This window comes from Rhodovulum adriaticum (genome assembly GCF_004345735.1).
Classification (GTDB): Bacteria; Pseudomonadota; Alphaproteobacteria; order Rhodobacterales; family Rhodobacteraceae; genus Rhodovulum; species Rhodovulum adriaticum.
The window spans coordinates 144930-159231 of record NZ_SLXL01000004.1 but is presented as its reverse complement, the minus strand read 5'-3'; the positions used below and the strand labels follow the sequence as shown (position 1 = coordinate 159231).

Below are 14302 nucleotides of genomic sequence, written 5' to 3'. Positions count from 1 at the left end.
AGTTCGCCTACAGGAAAGCGTTTTGCCTGTCCAGAATGGCTGCTATACCGGCCGCCAGATGTCCCTTTTGAACGTGTAAAGGAGTTGGCGACGATGGAGATGATCTATCACATCGGGGCGCATTGCACGGACGAGGGACGGCTGCTGAAATGCCTGCTCAAGAACCGCGGCACGCTTTCGCGGCAGGGGATTATCGTGCCCGCGCCGGGCCGTTATCGCCCCGTGCTGCGCGAGATGCTGATCTCGCTCCGGGGGCAGGCCGCCTCGGCCGAACAGCAGCAGATCATCCTGGACGCGGTCATGGATGAGGACACTGCCGACCGCCTGATCTTTTCCAACGAGTCCTTCCTTTGCATGGCGCAAAAGGTGCTGGATCAGCACATGCTGTATCCCATGGCCGGCGAGAAATCGAATTGGCTGTCCCAGTTGTTCCCGGATGCGCCGTGCACGTTTTTCCTGGCGCTGCGCAACCCGGCGACCTTTATTCCGGCGCTGTTCCAGCGCAGCAACGAAAAGGACTTTGCCACCTTCGTCGCCGGGGTCGATCCGATGCGGCTGGCCTGGTCGGACATGGTCCGGCGCATCCGCAACGCCAACCCTCAGGTGGAACTGGTGGTCTGGTGCAACGAGGATACCCCGCTGATCTGGGATGAGTTGCTGCAGGTGTTGTCCGGCCATGACGGTTCGGTCGAATTGCGCGGCAGCCTGGATTTCCTGTCCACCCTGATGAGCGAGGCCGGTTTCAAGCGGCTGTCCGCCTATCTGGAAACCAACCCGCCCACGGATCTGGTGCAGCGACGCAAGGTGATCGCCGCCTTTCTGGACAAGTATGCCATTCCCGAGGCCGTCGAAGAGGAACTGGACCTGCCCGGCTGGACGCCGGAACTGGTCGATGCGCTGACCGCCCGCTACGAAGAGGATCTTTTCGTGATCGAGGCGCTGGAGGACGTGCAGTTCCTGGCGCCGTGATGGCGTGCCTCAGTCCGGCTGGAACCCGGCAATCAGCCGCCGCAGACCAAGCGCCGCGCCCGCGACGATGGCCGCCAGCGTGACCGGCGCCGAATAGGCCAGCGTTGAAAAGGCGGTCGCCCCCTGGCCGACGGAACACCCCAGGGCCACCACGCCGCCGATCCCCATCAGGGCCGCACCGCCGACCTGTCGGCCCAGTTCGCGCGGGTCTTCGCAGGCTTCCCAGCGGAAGGTGCCCTTGCGCCATGATCCCAAGAACGCCCCCAGCAATACGCCCAGCACAGAGCCGACGGAAAAAGACAGCCCCCCCGCCGACGAGGTCATCACCCACATCAGCGTGCGCCCAAGCGGCGCGGTGAAGGTATGCCCCTCGACATCCACGGCGCCGAAACTGGCCGTGTTCAGCAGGCTCATGCCCCACAGCGCGCCCGAGATCGCCAGCCCCACGGCCATGGCCCAGCCGATGCGGCGCGGCGCAACGCGAAAGGGGCCGTGGGACAGGGACCACAGCGCAAATCCCGCCGCGATGACCAGTGCCACAACCAGCGGCGACACCCCCAGATAGGTCGCGCCAAGATGGGCAAACCCCTGCATGTGATCGGAGGGGATTTGCGGGAAGGCCCAGTCGCGCAGCGGCGACAGCGGGCCGGACAGTGTCACGAAGCCGAAGATCGAAATCACCACCACCACGACGAGCGACCGCAGATCGCCGCCGCCAAACCGCGCCAGCGCGCCGAACCCGCAATTGCCCGCCAGGGCCATGCCGTAGCCAAACAGCCCGCCGCCCAGGATGCTGGCCAGCGGGTTCCATTGCAGCCCGTGATAGGGCGTTTTCAGCAGGTCGATCTGGCCCATGGCGGCCAGCAGGTAGGTGGACGCGATGCCGGTGGCCAGCACGATGCCCCAACTGCGCAGACGGCGCTGGTCGCCGCCATACATGGCGCTTTCGATGGCCCCCAGCGCGCAGAAATCGCCCAGCCGCGCCGCCAGCCCCAACACGCAGCCCGTGATAAGGCCAATCAACGCCGCCCAGGCGCCAACCGGGATCACTTCCATCTTCCCTCCCAGGCAGAAGTGCGCCGCGGCGCCTCCTACTTCGTTTTTCCGGCCGCCGAGGGCGGCGGATTCTGCGCATTGCAGAACAAGTCGTACATCAGGTCAAGCATGCGCCGGGCGCGTTCATCCGCCAAGGCATAATAGATCGCCTTGCCCTCGCGCCGAAAGGTGACCAGCCCCTCCAGCCGCAGACGGGCCAGTTGCTGACTGACCGCGGCCTGACGCGAGGACAAAAGCGTTTCCAGTTCCGTCACGGTCTTTTCGCCCGTGGACAGATGGCACAGGATCATCAGCCGTCCCTCGTGGGACAGGGCCTTCAGGAAACTGGAGGCCGTTTCCGCGTGATCGACCATGTCCTCGGCGTGGAGGTGCTGTTCCATCGCGTCGGTGTCGGCGGGATCCTCTGGGTGGACTGCGTCTGATGCCATATGCGGTGTCCGGGCCTCAGAAGCCCATGTCGTCCTCGATCGCGGCGATGCCGGCGCGTGCGCACTCATCGTCGAGATCGGGACCGGGGGCGCCGGATACGCCGATGCCACCCACCAGCGCGCCGGCATGTTCGATCGGCACACCGCCGCCCAGGGCCAGCGGTTCGCTCAGGTCGCGGATGCCCGCAAAGATCGTGCCGGGCGCGGTCAATTCGCCCAGGGCCAGCGTATCGGTGCGGAAACTGGCCGAGGTCCAGGCCTTGCGCCGGGCGGTTTCCTCGACATGGGCGCCGGCATAGCGGTCGCGCACAAAGGCCTGAAGGGTGCCGAAACGGTCCACCACGGCCACGCCGACCTGATAGCCCTCGCCCCGGCAATAGGTCATTGCCGCCATCGCGGCCTTGGCTGCCAGTTCAGGCTTCAGCGCCTTGAATTCCACAAAGGCATCCTGTGCCTGCGCACCGCCAGCCGACAGCGCCAGCGCCGCGGCCAATCCCAGTTTCTTCATCATCCCTCTGGTCCTCCCTTTTGATCCAGATGTCTGGCCCATTCGGGCTGCTCTTGCAGCATCTTGCCGATCAATCCCCAGAAAAAGTCCTCCCCAGGGTAGCCTTCCAGCCGGCCCACCTCGACGCCGTCGCGCAGCAGCACGAAGGTCGGCGTGAATTGCGGCTTGCTGGTCAGCTCGACACTGGCGGGCAGCTTTTCGCGCAGTTGAAACTTGCGCAAGGGCGCCACCGCGCCTTCGGTCGTCTTGGGATAGATCGGCCCGATCTCGTTATCCCACATGATGCAATAGGCACAACCCGGCTGTTCGAACATCGCCAGCACCAGCTCGGCCCGCGCCGGACCTGCAAGCGCGCCAAGCGCCCAGATGGCGCAAAGAAATGCCGAAAATACTCGTTTCATTGAGGGGCGTCCCGTTACATAGAAAAATCGTAATTTGTTTTCGCATCTTCGGCAAGGGAGGGCCTCGATGCTGGAAATTTCCTATGGTGGGGCCGCCATCGCGGGCATTCTTTCGTTCCTGTCGCCCTGCATTCTGCCCATCGTTCCGTTCTATCTGTGCTACATGGCCGGCATCTCGATGCACGAGCTGCGCGGCGAGGACCAGATCGCGCCCGGCGCCGTGCGCAGGCTGGTGATTTCAGCCGTTTTCTTTGCCCTCGGGGTGACCTCGATCTTTGTGCTGCTGGGCATGGGGGCGACCGCGTTGGGGCAGGGGTTCCGCGAGTGGAAGGACGAACTGTCCTACGTGGCCGCGGCGCTGTTGTTCGTGTTCGGCCTGCACTTCCTTGGCGTGTTGCGAATCCCGTTCCTCTACCGAGAGGCGCGAATCGAATCGAAGGCAGAGCCCACGACGATTCTGGGCGCCTACCTGATGGGGCTGGCCTTCGGCTTTGGCTGGACGCCCTGTGTCGGGCCGGCGCTGGCGGCGATCCTGATGGTGGCCAGCGGCATGGGCGACGTCATGCGCGGCGCACTGCTGCTGCTGGTCTACGGGCTGGCAATGACGCTGCCCTTCGTGATCGCGGCAGCCTTTGCCAAACCGTTTCTGCGCTGGATGCAGCGCAACCGCAAATACCTGGGCCATGTCGAAAAGGCGATGGGCGTCATGCTGATCCTGTTCGCGGTGCTGATCGCGACCAACTCGATCAGCTATATCGCCCAGTTCATGATCGAGAACGTGCCCTGGTTCAGCAAGATCGGATGACTTCAGCAAGGGAGGAGAAAATGAAACTGACTTCGCTTCTGGCCGCCGGTTTCCTGGCGGTTGCCACCCCGGTTCTGGCTGCCGCGCCGATGGGGGACGACGGCCTGCACAAGCCCGAATGGCTGCGCGACACCTTCAAGGACATGTCCGAGGATCTGGCCGAGGCCACCGCCGAGGGCAAGCGCATGCTGGTGATCTGGGAACAGCGCGGCTGCATCTATTGCAGCAAGATGCACGAAGAGGTCTTTCCCGATCCGCGGATCAAGGCCCTGATCGAAGAGAACTACTTCGTCGTGCAGATGAACCTGTTCGGCGATGTCGAGGTGACCGATTTCGACGGCACCGCGCTGTCGGAAAAGGAAATGGCCCAGCGGTGGGGGGTGTTTTTCACGCCAACGCTGATGTTCATGCCCGAGGAGGTGCCAGAGGGCGGAACCGCCGCCGAGGCTGCCGTTGCAACCATGCCGGGCGCCTTTGGAAAGGGCACAACCCGGTCGTTGCTGCAATGGGTTCTGGAAAAGGGATACGAGGGCGACGAGCATTTCCAGAAATACGTCGCGCGGACTCTCGCCGAAGATCAAAACTGACATCCGGAACGCATATTTTTGCCGGGCAAGTAGCTGAAAAAACTGCACTCTTTTGTATGCAGAAAACTATATTTGTTGTTGCATACCGCGGTGCACCTCCGCTACGTTTTGTCTCAGGGAAAAGACACTGGGAGGAGTCTTGAGAATGAAAAAGGCCGCACTAGGAGCCCTGGTCCTGATGGCCACGACGGGCCTGGCCACTGCCGAAGTGGTCGCGCCGGGCGAGGTCGTGATGGACGAATACGGGTTCGTTCCCGCGCCGCTGACGGACCAGCCGGGCGATCCGGAGCGGGGCCGCAAGATCGTCGGGACCAAGAGCCTCGGCAACTGCGTCTCCTGCCACCAGATCACCGAGATGTCCCACGATGTGCCGTTCCACGGCGAGGTCGGGCCGATGCTGGACGGTCTGCCGCATCGTTACCCGGTGGCGATGATCCGCGGCATCCTGGTCAACTCGAAGAACGTCTTCGACGGCACTGTGATGCCCGCCTACTACAAGACCGACGGCTTTATCCGCCCCGGCAACGGCTACACCGGCAAGGCGGCCGAGGGCGCGATCGAGCCGCTTCTGTCGGCCCAGCAGATCGAAGACGTCATCGCCTACCTGTTGACGCTCGAAGACGAATGATCCCCCCGGGGACAGATCCGCAAAAGGAGAGAAAGATGGAATTCACCAGACGTGGAGCACTCGCCGTCGGCGCCGGTGTGGCTGCGACCCTGATGCTGCCGGTGCGCGGCGCGATGGCTGCCGCCGACGACATGATCGCCGAGTTCACCGGCGGTGCGTCGGTGGGCGACAGCGGTATCACCCTGACCACGCCGGAAATCGCCGAAAACGGCAACACCGTGCCGATCGAGGTGGACGCGCCGGGCGCCGTGTCGATCCTGGTGCTGGCCTCGGGCAACCCGACCCCGGATGTGGCCACCTTCAATTTCGGTCCGCTGGCCGGTGCGCAGCGCGCCTCCACCCGGATCCGCCTTGCGGGCACGCAGGACGTGGTCGCTGTCGCCAAGATGGCCGATGGCAGCTTCGTGCAGGCCCGCAACACCGTGAAAGTCACCATCGGCGGCTGCGGCGGCTAAAGATCTGAGGAGAAAAGACAAATGGCAAGTGGTGTCAAACCCCGCGTGAAGGCCCCCAAAAAGGCGTCCGCCGGCGAATCCGTGGTCATCAAGACCCTGATCAGCCACAAGATGGAAAGCGGTCAGCGCAAGGACAGCGATGGCAACGTCATTCCGCGCTCGATCATCAACCGCTTCACCTGCGACTATAACGGCCAGAACATCATCGACGTGGCGCTGGCCCCGGCGATCTCGACCAACCCGTATTTCGAGTTCGAGGCGACGATCCCCGAAGCCGGCGAGATGAAGTTCACCTGGTACGACGACGACGGCTCTGTCTACGAGACCGCCAAGACCGTCGAGATCGGCTGAACGGCGCTTGGCGCGGACGTTTCAAGGGAGGGAAACGCATGAAGAAAGCATCGTTCAAGGTAATGACCGCTTCGGTCGCGGCTCTGGCGCTTGGCGCCGGGGCTGCCGCCGCGGACCCGGAGGCCGACCTGGTGGTCAACGGTGAAATCCGCATGGTGACGAAGACGGACGCGCCTGCGCATCTGGAGGGGCACCTGGACACGATCCGCTCTGGCTGGACGTTCCGTACCTCGGAAACCCAGGCCCTGCAGATGGACGATTTCGACAATCCCGGCATGATCTTCGTCGATGGGGCGCAAGAGGCCTGGGATACCGCCGAAGGGACCGCGGGAAAGGCCTGTGCCGACTGTCATGGTGACGTGGCAGAGGGCATGATGGGGGTCCGCGCCGTCTATCCCAAGTGGAACGAGGCGGCCGGCGAGGTGCGCACCATCGAGCAGATGGTGAACGAATGCCGGACCGATCGCATGGGCGCCGATGCCTACAAGTATGATGGCGGCGACATGGCGGCCATGGTGGCGCTGATCTCGTCGGTGTCGCGCGGCATGCCCGTGGACGTTGCCATCGATGGCCCCGCGCAAGAGACCTGGGAAAAGGGACAGGAAATCTATTACACCCGTTACGGCCAGCTGGAGCTGTCCTGCGCGAACTGCCACGAAGAAAACTATGACTACTACATTCGGGCAGATCACCTCAGCCAGGGTCACATCAACGGGTTCCCGACCTATCGTCTGAAGAACGCCAAGCTGAACACGGTTCATGCGCGCTTCAAGGGCTGCGTGCGGGATACCCGCGCCGAGACCTTCAAGCCGGGCTCGCCGGAATTCGTGGCGCTTGAACTCTACGTCGCGTCGCGCGGCAATGGCCTGTCGGTCGAAGGACCGTCCGTCCGCAACTGATCCGAAAACCCCCGCGCCGGGCGACTGGCGCGGGGCTTCTTCGTCAAAATACATTCAGTTCCGCGCATGTGAGAATGTGTGGAGCCCCCGAAAAAGGAACGCTGAGACATGATTTCGCGCAGAGATTTCCTGCAGACGGCGGTGGCGGCCTCGGCCATCTACGGTGCGTCGGGGGTGGGCAACTGGGCCCGTCTGGCCGCGCAGCAGGCGTTGACCCAGGACCAGCTGCTGGAATTCGACACGTTCGGCAATGTGACCCTGATCCACGTCACCGACATCCATGGCCAGCTGAAACCGATCTGGTTCCGCGAACCCGAAATCAACCTTGGCGTCGGCGCGGTCACGGGCAAGCCGCCCCATGTGACCGGCGAGGATTTCCTCAAGATGTTCGACATCAAGCCGGGCACGCCCGAGGCCTATGCCCTGACCTATGTCGATTTCGTGTCCCTGGCCAAGGGCTATGGCAAGGTCGGCGGCCTGGACCGTGTGGCGACCGTCATCAACGCGATCCGCGGCGACCGCCCGGATGCGCTGCTGCTGGATGGCGGCGACACCTGGCACGGCTCTTATACCTGCCTGAAAACGCAGGCGCAGGACATGGTCAACGTCATGAACGCGCTGAAGCCGGACGCGATGACCAGCCATTGGGAATTCACCCTGGGCATCGACCGGGTGAACGAGATCGTGGACGACCTGCCGTTCCCGTTCCTGGGCGCCAACATCTTCGATGCCGAATGGGATGAACCCGCCTACGAACCCTACCAGATGTTCGAACGGGGCGGCGCGCAGATCGCCGTGATCGGCCAGGCCTTCCCCTACATGCCGATCGCCAACCCCGGCTGGATGTTCCCCGGCCTGTCCTTCGGCGTGCGCGAAGAGCGCATGAACGAGGTGGTGCAAGAGGTGCGCGATGCGGGCGCCGATCTGGTCGTGGTGCTGTCGCATAACGGCTTCGATGTGGACCGCAAGTTGGCCGCCCAGGTGCCCGGTATCGACGTGATCCTGACCGGCCACACCCATGATGCGCTGCCCGAACCCGTGCTGGTCGGTGACACGATGCTGATCGCCAGCGGGTCCAACGGCAAGTTCGTCACCCGCCTGGACCTGGACGTGCGCGATGGCCGGATGATGGGCTTCCGTCACAAGCTGATCCCGATCTTCTCGGACGTGATCGAACCCGATGCGGACATGTCCGCCCTGATCGAGGCCGAGCGCGCTCCCTACAAGGCCGAGATGGAGGAGGTGCTGGGCACCACCGACAGCCTGCTGTATCGCCGGGGCAACTTCAACGGCACCTGGGACGATCTGATCTGCAACGCGCTGATCGACGAGCGCGAGGCCGATATCGCGCTTTCGCCCGGTTTCCGCTGGGGGCCCAGCCTGCTGCCCGGTGCGCCCATCACCCGCGAGGACGTGTTCAACGCCACCTCGATGAGCTACCCGAACGCCTATCGTTCCGAGATGACCGGCGAAACGCTGAAGATCATCCTCGAAGATGTGGCCGACAACCTGTTCAACCCCGATCCCTATTACCAGCAGGGCGGGGACATGGTGCGCGTGGGCGGCATGGGCTACGACATCGACGTGTCCAAGGCCCAGGGCAGCCGGATCACCAACATGACCCTGCTGAAAACCGGCGAGGCCATCGACCCGGCCAAGACCTATGTCGTGTCCGGCTGGGCCAGCGTGAACGAGGGCACCGAGGGGCCGCCGATCTGGGATGTGGTGGAAAGCTACATCAAGCGGCAGGGCACCGTGCATGTCGATCCCAACAAGTCGGTCAAGGTCACGGGGGCGTAAGCTCCCGGCAGCCGGAACGCGAAACATCAAAGACGAAACAATCCGAGTTCGGAGGAGGAGGTTGCCGACATGACGGACAAGTCACAACCCTCGACCACGCGCCGCGGTTTCCTGAAGGCGGGAATTGCAACGGGCGGGGCGATTGCCACGGGCGGGGCGGCCCATGCCGCGCAGGAACCCGACCCGCTGATCACCGAGGTCCAACCCTGGGCGCAGGGTCTGGGCGATGGTGTGGACGCGGTGCCCTATGGCCTGCCCATCGAATACGAAGACGATGTGATCCGCCGCAACGTGGAATGGCTGACCGCCGATACGATCAGCTCGATCAACTTTACCCCGATTCACGCGCTGGATGGCACGATCACGCCCCAGGGCTGCGCGTTCGAGCGGCACCATTCCGGCGCGATCGAACTGCGCAAGGAAGATTACCGGCTGATGATCAACGGGCTGGTGGATCAGCCGCTGATCTTTACCTACGCGGACCTTGAACGCTTCCCCCGTGAAAACCGTGTCTATTTCTGCGAATGCGCGGCGAACTCGGGCATGGAATGGGCCGGTGCGCAGCTGAACGGCGCGCAGTTCACCCATGGCATGATCCACAACATGGAATATTCCGGCGTGCCGCTGCGCACCCTGCTGGAAGAGGCCGGGGTCAAGCCCGAGGGCAAATGGGTCTATGTCGAGGGTGCCGATGCCTCCTCCAACGGCCGGTCTATCCCGCTGGAAAAGGCGATGGACGATGTGCTGGTGGCCTTCAAGGCCAATGGCGAGGCGCTGCGCAAGGAACACGGCTATCCCGTGCGCCTGGTCGTCCCCGGCTGGGAAGGCAACATGTGGGTGAAATGGCTGCGCCGGATCGAGGTCACGACCCAGGCTATCGAAAGCCGCGAGGAAACCTCGAAATACACCGACACGCTGGAAGACGGTACATCGCGGAAATGGACCTGGGAGATGGACGCCAAGTCCGTCATCACCAGCCCCAGCCCGCAGTCGCCGATCAAGCACGGCCCCGGCCCGTTGGTCATCACCGGGCTTGCCTGGTCGGGCCGCGGTTCGATCACGCGGGTCGATGTCTCCACCGATGGCGGCAAGACGTGGGCCACCGCGCGCCTGGCCCAGGAAGGGCAGGACAAGGCGCTTAGCCGGTTCTACCTGGATATCACCTGGGACGGGTCCGAGATGTTCCTGCAATCCCGCGCGATGGACAGCACCGGCTATGTCCAGCCGACCAAGGATCAGCTGCGCGAGGTGCGCGGCCTGAACTCGATCTATCACAACAACGGCATCCAGACCTGGTGGGTCAACGCGAAAGGGGAGGCGGAGAATGTCGAGATTTCGTAATCTGGTGATCGGAACGGCGCTGGCCTCTACCCTGGCTGCGGCGCCCGCCTTCGCCGAGAAATTCGGCCTGGGACGCCCCGCGCTGCCCGAGGAAGTGGCCGCCTGGGATCTGGACGTTGCCCCCGATGGCACCGGCCTGCCGGCGGGTTCCGGCTCGGTCGAGGATGGCGAGATGCTGTTTTCGGAAAACTGCGCGGTCTGCCACGGCGAATTCGCCGAGGGCGTGGATAACTGGCCGAAACTGGCCGGCGGCGAGGATACCCTTGCCGACGAGGACCCGCTGAAGACCGTCGGTTCGTACTGGCCGTACCTTTCGACCGTGTGGGATTACGTGCACCGCTCGATGCCCTTCGGCGGCGCGCAATCGCTGAGCACGGACGAGGTGTACGCCATCACCGCCTACATCCTTTATTCGAACTATCTGGTCGATGACGACTTCGTCCTGACCAACGAGAATTTCCTGGATGTGGAAATGCCCAACGCGGACGGCTTCATCGTCGATGACCGCGAAGCGTCCGAGGCGCATTTCTGGAATGCCGAACCTTGCATGGAAAACTGCAAGGAGACGGTGGAAATCACGATGCGTGCCGCCGTTCTGGACGTGACCCCGGAAGAAGTATCCGAAGAAGTGGTCAAGGAGCAGGAAGAGATCAAGGCCGCGGCCGAGGCGCAGGCAACCGCGCCCATCGCGATGCCCGATCCGAAACTGGTGGCCGCTGGCGAACGCGTTTTCCGTCAGTGCAAATCCTGCCATCAGGTGGGCGAAGGCGCCCAGCACCGGGTCGGTCCGGCGCTGAACGGCGTGGTCGGGCGCAAGGTCGGCCAAGCCGATGGCTTCCGCTACTCGCCCGGTGTCGTCAAGGCCGCCGAAGAAGGCATGATCTGGGATCACGATACGCTGGACGCCTATCTGGAAAGCCCGCGCGCGGTCATTCCCAAGGGGCGCATGTCCTTCCAGGGCTTGCGCGCGGACGAGGATCGCGAGGCGGTCATCGCCTATCTGCGCACCTTCAACTAACGCCGGTTAACCTCCCGAACTGGCTGGCGGTCCCCGATCGGGGGCCGCCATTTTTCTTTGATCGTGGCCCAGCCGGAACAGCAGTGGGTCTTATTAGTATAATTCTGAAAACATTTGAGAATTTTTATTGCGCGCTACCGGAAAAACAGTTGATAGATTCGGTATCCCATTGCATGCTTCGCCCTATGAGGGAGAGTTTCATTCTGGCTCTTGTCCTGACCTTGGGAGGGGTCGGACAGGGCGTCGCCGAAGAAACGGCGCAGGCCATCGGGGATCCCGAGGCAGGCGCCGATGTGTGGATTCTGTGCAGCGGGTGCCATCAGATCGGCCCCGACGCCGAAATCGGGATCGGGCCGCCGCTCAGCGGAATTTTCGGTCGTCGCATGGCCTCGGTCGAGGGGTTCCCCTATTCCCGGTCGATGATGCGGATGGGGCGCGACGGGTTGATCTGGTCGCTGGAAACGCTGGACGCCTATATCGAAAATCCCCGCGTGCTGGTGTCCGGCACACGGATGGGCTTCGAAGGGCTGGAGGACCCGACCGAGCGGGCGGACCTTCTGGCCTTTTTGCGGGAATTCTCGGACAAGCCGTCGAACATCCCCGAGGCCGCGCCGACCGCGCTGGCCGCCTTGCCGACCCTTTCCGACGAAACGCTCGCCATCGTGGGTGACGCGGCCTATGGCGAATACCTTGCCAGCGAATGCACCACCTGCCACCAGCGCGACGGGTCGGACAGGGGGATTCCCTCGATCACCCTGTGGCCCGAGGAAAATTTCGTTCTGGCAATGCATGCCTACAAACAGAAACTGCGTCCCCACCCGGTGATGCAGATGATGGCCAGCCGCCTCTCGGATGAAGAGATCGCCGCGCTGGCCGCCTATTTCGCCACGCTCGGCCGGTAACGCCGGGCTTGGCCTCGCGCTTTGGGAAACGCGCATATCATGTCCAGGGAGGAACAGACATGACCTTGAACAGACGGAGTTTCTTGGGGACCGGCCTGGCGCTTGGCGCCGCGCTGTCGGCCCCCCGCGCCATCGGTCAGGCAAAGCCGCGCGTCGTGATCGTCGGCGGCGGGGCAGGGGGCGCGACAGCGGCGCGCTATATCGCCAAGGACAGCCAGGGGGCGATCGACGTCATTCTGATCGAACCCACACGCACCTATTACACCTGCTTCTTCTCCAACCTCTATATCGGCGGCTTCCGCGAGCTGAACTCCATCGCCCACAACTATGGCGGCCTGGCCTCCGAATACGGTGTCAACGTCGTGCATGACTGGGTGATCGGCGTGGACCGCGACGCGAAAACCGTCAGCACCGCCGCCGGCCACAGCCTTGCCTACGACCGGCTGATCGTTGCCCCGGGTATCGATTTCGTCGATGGCGCCGTCCCGGGCTGGAGCACCGCCGCCCAGAACAAGATGCCCCATTCGTGGAAGGCGGGCAGCCAGACGCAACTGCTGAAGGCCCAGATCGAGGCCATGCCCGAGGGGGGCACCTTCTGCATGGTCGCGCCGCCCAATCCCTATCGCTGCCCGCCGGGGCCGTATGAACGGATCTCGATGGTCGCCCATGTCCTGAAAGAGCGGAACCCGACCGCCAAGATCCTCGTCGCCGACCCCAAGCCGAAATTCTCCAAGATGGCGCTGTTCCAGGAGGGCTGGGAACGGCATTATACCGGCATGGTCGAATGGCTGGGCCCCGATTTCGGCGGCGGCAATGTCAGCGTCGATCCCGATGCGATGACCGTCGATATCGACGGCTCGGTGGAAAAGGTCGATGTCTGCAACGTCATCCCGGCGCAAAAGGCGGGTCATATCGCCCAGGTGGCGGGGCTGACCGATGCCAGCGGCTTCTGCCCAATCGTTCCGGCCACGATGCAAAGCCGGATGGACGAGAATATTCACGTCCTCGGCGACGCGACCATCGCGGGCGACATGCCCAAATCCGGCTTCTCGGCGAACAGCCAGGCCAAGGTGGCGGCGATGGCGGTGCGTGCGGCCCTGACCGGCAGCCGCGCCTTCCCGGCGAAATTCTCCAACACCTGCTGGTCGCTGATCGACACCGATGACGGGGTCAAAGTCGGCGCCTCCTACCAGGCGACCGAGGAAAAGATCGCCAAGGTGGATGGCTTCATCAGCCAGACCGGCGAGGATGCCGCCCTGCGCAAGGCCACCTATGAGGAAAGCCTTGGCTGGTATGCCGGGATCACCGCCGACATGTTCGGCTGATCCCCGGCACCTGAAATCGAATGGCCCCGCCCGCCCGGCGGGGCCTTTTTCGTGGCGGGGCTGCTGGGCGGGTTGGCGTATGCATGACCTGCCGCCCCTTCTTCTTGGCAAAATACCCCGGGGGGTGCGGGGGGCTGGCCCCCCGCGGGTCGGTCCGGTGCAAACCGGGCCGAAACCGGCGCGCCGTTACCCGGCCGGGCTGAAATCCCCGTAGGCCCCCCCGGCAAAGATCAGCGGCGGTCCTTCGCGGCGGGCCGCTTCCTCGACCCGGCCGATCACGATGGCATGGTCGCCCCCGTCATGGACGGCCACCCTTTGGCACAGCAGGCGTGCGATCCAGCCCTCGCCCAGCAGGGGCGGGCCGTTGGGGCACGGCTCCATCGCCACCCCGTCAAAGGCGCGCCCAGACCGGGCGAAGCGCAGGGCAAGGTCCATCTCGCCCGCGCCCAGCACATGGATGGCAAAGCGTTCGGCGCCGGTCATCGCCGCGAACCGGCTTGAATTGCGCGCGGGCGACCACAGAACCAGCGGCGGGTCCAGCGAAACAGAGGCAAAGCTGTTGGCGGTCATGCCCACCGGGCTCTCCGGGGACGCGACCGTTACCACCGTGACGCCAGTCGCATAGGCGCCCAGCGTGTCGCGGTACTGACGCTGGGTGTCCGGGCCGGGGATAAAGCGCTCCATGGGGTGTCTCCTGCGGGTGATCGGGCGTCTGGATCGGCGGCGGCGCGGGGCTGCCGCGGGTGCAGGATGGGTCAGAACGGCCCCACCGACAACCGCGAACGTCCGTCACAAAAGGTTCAAGAATGCGTAACAAACCCGTCGTGTG

At 63.9% G+C, this 14302-nt stretch carries 17 protein-coding genes; 12 read left to right on the top strand and 5 right to left on the bottom strand.

Annotated elements, in window-relative coordinates:
* Positions 1-93: 93 nt before the first annotated feature.
* On the top strand, positions 94-969 hold the full coding sequence (locus tag EV656_RS08480; protein ID WP_132602252.1) for a hypothetical protein: 876 nt from the start codon (positions 94-96) through the stop codon (positions 967-969).
* Positions 970-978: 9 nt separating this feature from the next.
* Here EV656_RS08480 and EV656_RS08475 read toward each other — a convergent pair whose 3' ends face one another.
* From EV656_RS08475 to EV656_RS08460, 4 genes are all read right to left on the bottom strand, one after another.
* A complete protein-coding gene (locus tag EV656_RS08475) occupies positions 979-2025 on the bottom strand; it encodes a YeeE/YedE family protein (RefSeq protein ID WP_132602249.1) in 1047 nt (348 codons plus the stop codon).
* 35 nt (positions 2026-2060) lie between these two features.
* Positions 2061-2405, bottom strand: coding sequence for an ArsR/SmtB family transcription factor (locus tag EV656_RS08470; protein WP_132602508.1), 345 nt, complete (start codon positions 2403-2405; stop codon positions 2061-2063).
* 64 nt (positions 2406-2469) lie between these two features.
* Complete coding sequence (locus EV656_RS08465; RefSeq protein ID WP_132602246.1) at positions 2470-2964, bottom strand: GlcG/HbpS family heme-binding protein; 495 nt, start codon at positions 2962-2964, stop codon at positions 2470-2472.
* Positions 2961-3362, bottom strand: coding sequence for a thioredoxin domain-containing protein (locus EV656_RS08460; protein WP_165918969.1), 402 nt, complete (start codon positions 3360-3362; stop codon positions 2961-2963). Before EV656_RS08460 ends, EV656_RS08465 begins: the two co-directional genes overlap by 4 nt.
* A gap of 67 nt (positions 3363-3429) precedes the next feature.
* Between EV656_RS08460 and EV656_RS08455 the strand changes: the two genes are divergently transcribed.
* The 11 genes from EV656_RS08455 to EV656_RS08405 all read left to right on the top strand — a co-directional run bounded on the left by EV656_RS08455 (position 3430) and on the right by EV656_RS08405 (position 13473).
* Positions 3430-4167: a cytochrome c biogenesis CcdA family protein gene (locus EV656_RS08455; RefSeq protein WP_132602243.1), complete on the top strand. Its 738-nt coding sequence runs from the start codon at positions 3430-3432 to the stop codon at positions 4165-4167.
* Between the two features lie 20 nt (positions 4168-4187).
* On the top strand, positions 4188-4754 hold the full coding sequence (locus EV656_RS08450) for a thioredoxin family protein (RefSeq protein ID WP_132602240.1): 567 nt from the start codon (positions 4188-4190) through the stop codon (positions 4752-4754).
* Positions 4755-4899: 145 nt separating this feature from the next.
* Entirely contained in the window at positions 4900-5382 is a 483-nt protein-coding gene (soxX, locus tag EV656_RS08445; protein ID WP_132602237.1) for a sulfur oxidation c-type cytochrome SoxX, read from the top strand.
* Between the two features lie 35 nt (positions 5383-5417).
* Complete coding sequence (gene soxY / locus EV656_RS08440) at positions 5418-5837, top strand: thiosulfate oxidation carrier protein SoxY (protein WP_132602234.1); 420 nt, start codon at positions 5418-5420, stop codon at positions 5835-5837.
* Positions 5838-5858: 21 nt separating this feature from the next.
* A complete protein-coding gene (soxZ, locus tag EV656_RS08435) occupies positions 5859-6188 on the top strand; it encodes a thiosulfate oxidation carrier complex protein SoxZ (RefSeq protein WP_132602231.1) in 330 nt (109 codons plus the stop codon).
* Between the two features lie 38 nt (positions 6189-6226).
* Entirely contained in the window at positions 6227-7087 is an 861-nt protein-coding gene (soxA, locus tag EV656_RS08430; RefSeq protein ID WP_132602228.1) for a sulfur oxidation c-type cytochrome SoxA, read from the top strand.
* Between the two features lie 108 nt (positions 7088-7195).
* Positions 7196-8887, top strand: coding sequence for a thiosulfohydrolase SoxB (gene soxB / locus EV656_RS08425; protein ID WP_132602225.1), 1692 nt, complete (start codon positions 7196-7198; stop codon positions 8885-8887).
* A 69-nt stretch (positions 8888-8956) separates the two neighbouring features.
* A complete protein-coding gene (gene soxC / locus EV656_RS08420) occupies positions 8957-10228 on the top strand; it encodes a sulfite dehydrogenase (RefSeq protein WP_132602222.1) in 1272 nt (423 codons plus the stop codon).
* Entirely contained in the window at positions 10212-11246 is a 1035-nt protein-coding gene (locus tag EV656_RS08415; RefSeq protein ID WP_132602219.1) for a c-type cytochrome, read from the top strand. The genes soxC and EV656_RS08415 overlap by 17 nt, the downstream gene beginning before the upstream one ends.
* Before the next feature lie 185 nt (positions 11247-11431).
* The gene (locus EV656_RS08410; RefSeq protein ID WP_132602216.1) at positions 11432-12148 is read left to right on the top strand and encodes a c-type cytochrome; all 717 of its coding nucleotides are present in this window, start codon (positions 11432-11434) and stop codon (positions 12146-12148) included.
* A gap of 59 nt (positions 12149-12207) precedes the next feature.
* Entirely contained in the window at positions 12208-13473 is a 1266-nt protein-coding gene (locus EV656_RS08405) for an NAD(P)/FAD-dependent oxidoreductase (RefSeq protein ID WP_132602213.1), read from the top strand.
* A gap of 186 nt (positions 13474-13659) precedes the next feature.
* On the opposite strand, the gene EV656_RS08400 is transcribed toward EV656_RS08405, so the two are convergent.
* Positions 13660-14157: a flavin reductase family protein gene (locus EV656_RS08400; RefSeq protein ID WP_132602210.1), complete on the bottom strand. Its 498-nt coding sequence runs from the start codon at positions 14155-14157 to the stop codon at positions 13660-13662.
* Between the last annotated feature and the right edge of the window lie 145 nt (positions 14158-14302).

Bases quoted from the DNA above. Each gene is read 5' to 3' on its own strand.
- EV656_RS08480 (WP_132602252.1), top strand. From the start codon at position 94: ATGGAGATGATCTATCACATCGGGGCGCATTGCACGGACGAGGGACGG.
- EV656_RS08475 (WP_132602249.1), bottom strand. From the start codon at position 2,025: ATGGAAGTGATCCCGGTTGGCGCCTGGGCGGCGTTGATTGGCCTTATC.
- EV656_RS08470 (WP_132602508.1), bottom strand. From the start codon at position 2,405: ATGGAACAGCACCTCCACGCCGAGGACATGGTCGATCACGCGGAAACG.
- EV656_RS08465 (WP_132602246.1), bottom strand. From the start codon at position 2,964: ATGATGAAGAAACTGGGATTGGCCGCGGCGCTGGCGCTGTCGGCTGGC.
- EV656_RS08460 (WP_165918969.1), bottom strand. From the start codon at position 3,362: ATGAAACGAGTATTTTCGGCATTTCTTTGCGCCATCTGGGCGCTTGGC.
- EV656_RS08455 (WP_132602243.1), top strand. From the start codon at position 3,430: ATGCTGGAAATTTCCTATGGTGGGGCCGCCATCGCGGGCATTCTTTCG.
- EV656_RS08450 (WP_132602240.1), top strand. From the start codon at position 4,188: ATGAAACTGACTTCGCTTCTGGCCGCCGGTTTCCTGGCGGTTGCCACC.
- soxX (WP_132602237.1), top strand. From the start codon at position 4,900: ATGAAAAAGGCCGCACTAGGAGCCCTGGTCCTGATGGCCACGACGGGC.
- soxY (WP_132602234.1), top strand. From the start codon at position 5,418: ATGGAATTCACCAGACGTGGAGCACTCGCCGTCGGCGCCGGTGTGGCT.
- soxZ (WP_132602231.1), top strand. From the start codon at position 5,859: ATGGCAAGTGGTGTCAAACCCCGCGTGAAGGCCCCCAAAAAGGCGTCC.
- soxA (WP_132602228.1), top strand. From the start codon at position 6,227: ATGAAGAAAGCATCGTTCAAGGTAATGACCGCTTCGGTCGCGGCTCTG.
- soxB (WP_132602225.1), top strand. From the start codon at position 7,196: ATGATTTCGCGCAGAGATTTCCTGCAGACGGCGGTGGCGGCCTCGGCC.
- soxC (WP_132602222.1), top strand. From the start codon at position 8,957: ATGACGGACAAGTCACAACCCTCGACCACGCGCCGCGGTTTCCTGAAG.
- EV656_RS08415 (WP_132602219.1), top strand. From the start codon at position 10,212: ATGTCGAGATTTCGTAATCTGGTGATCGGAACGGCGCTGGCCTCTACC.
- EV656_RS08410 (WP_132602216.1), top strand. From the start codon at position 11,432: ATGAGGGAGAGTTTCATTCTGGCTCTTGTCCTGACCTTGGGAGGGGTC.
- EV656_RS08405 (WP_132602213.1), top strand. From the start codon at position 12,208: ATGACCTTGAACAGACGGAGTTTCTTGGGGACCGGCCTGGCGCTTGGC.
- EV656_RS08400 (WP_132602210.1), bottom strand. From the start codon at position 14,157: ATGGAGCGCTTTATCCCCGGCCCGGACACCCAGCGTCAGTACCGCGAC.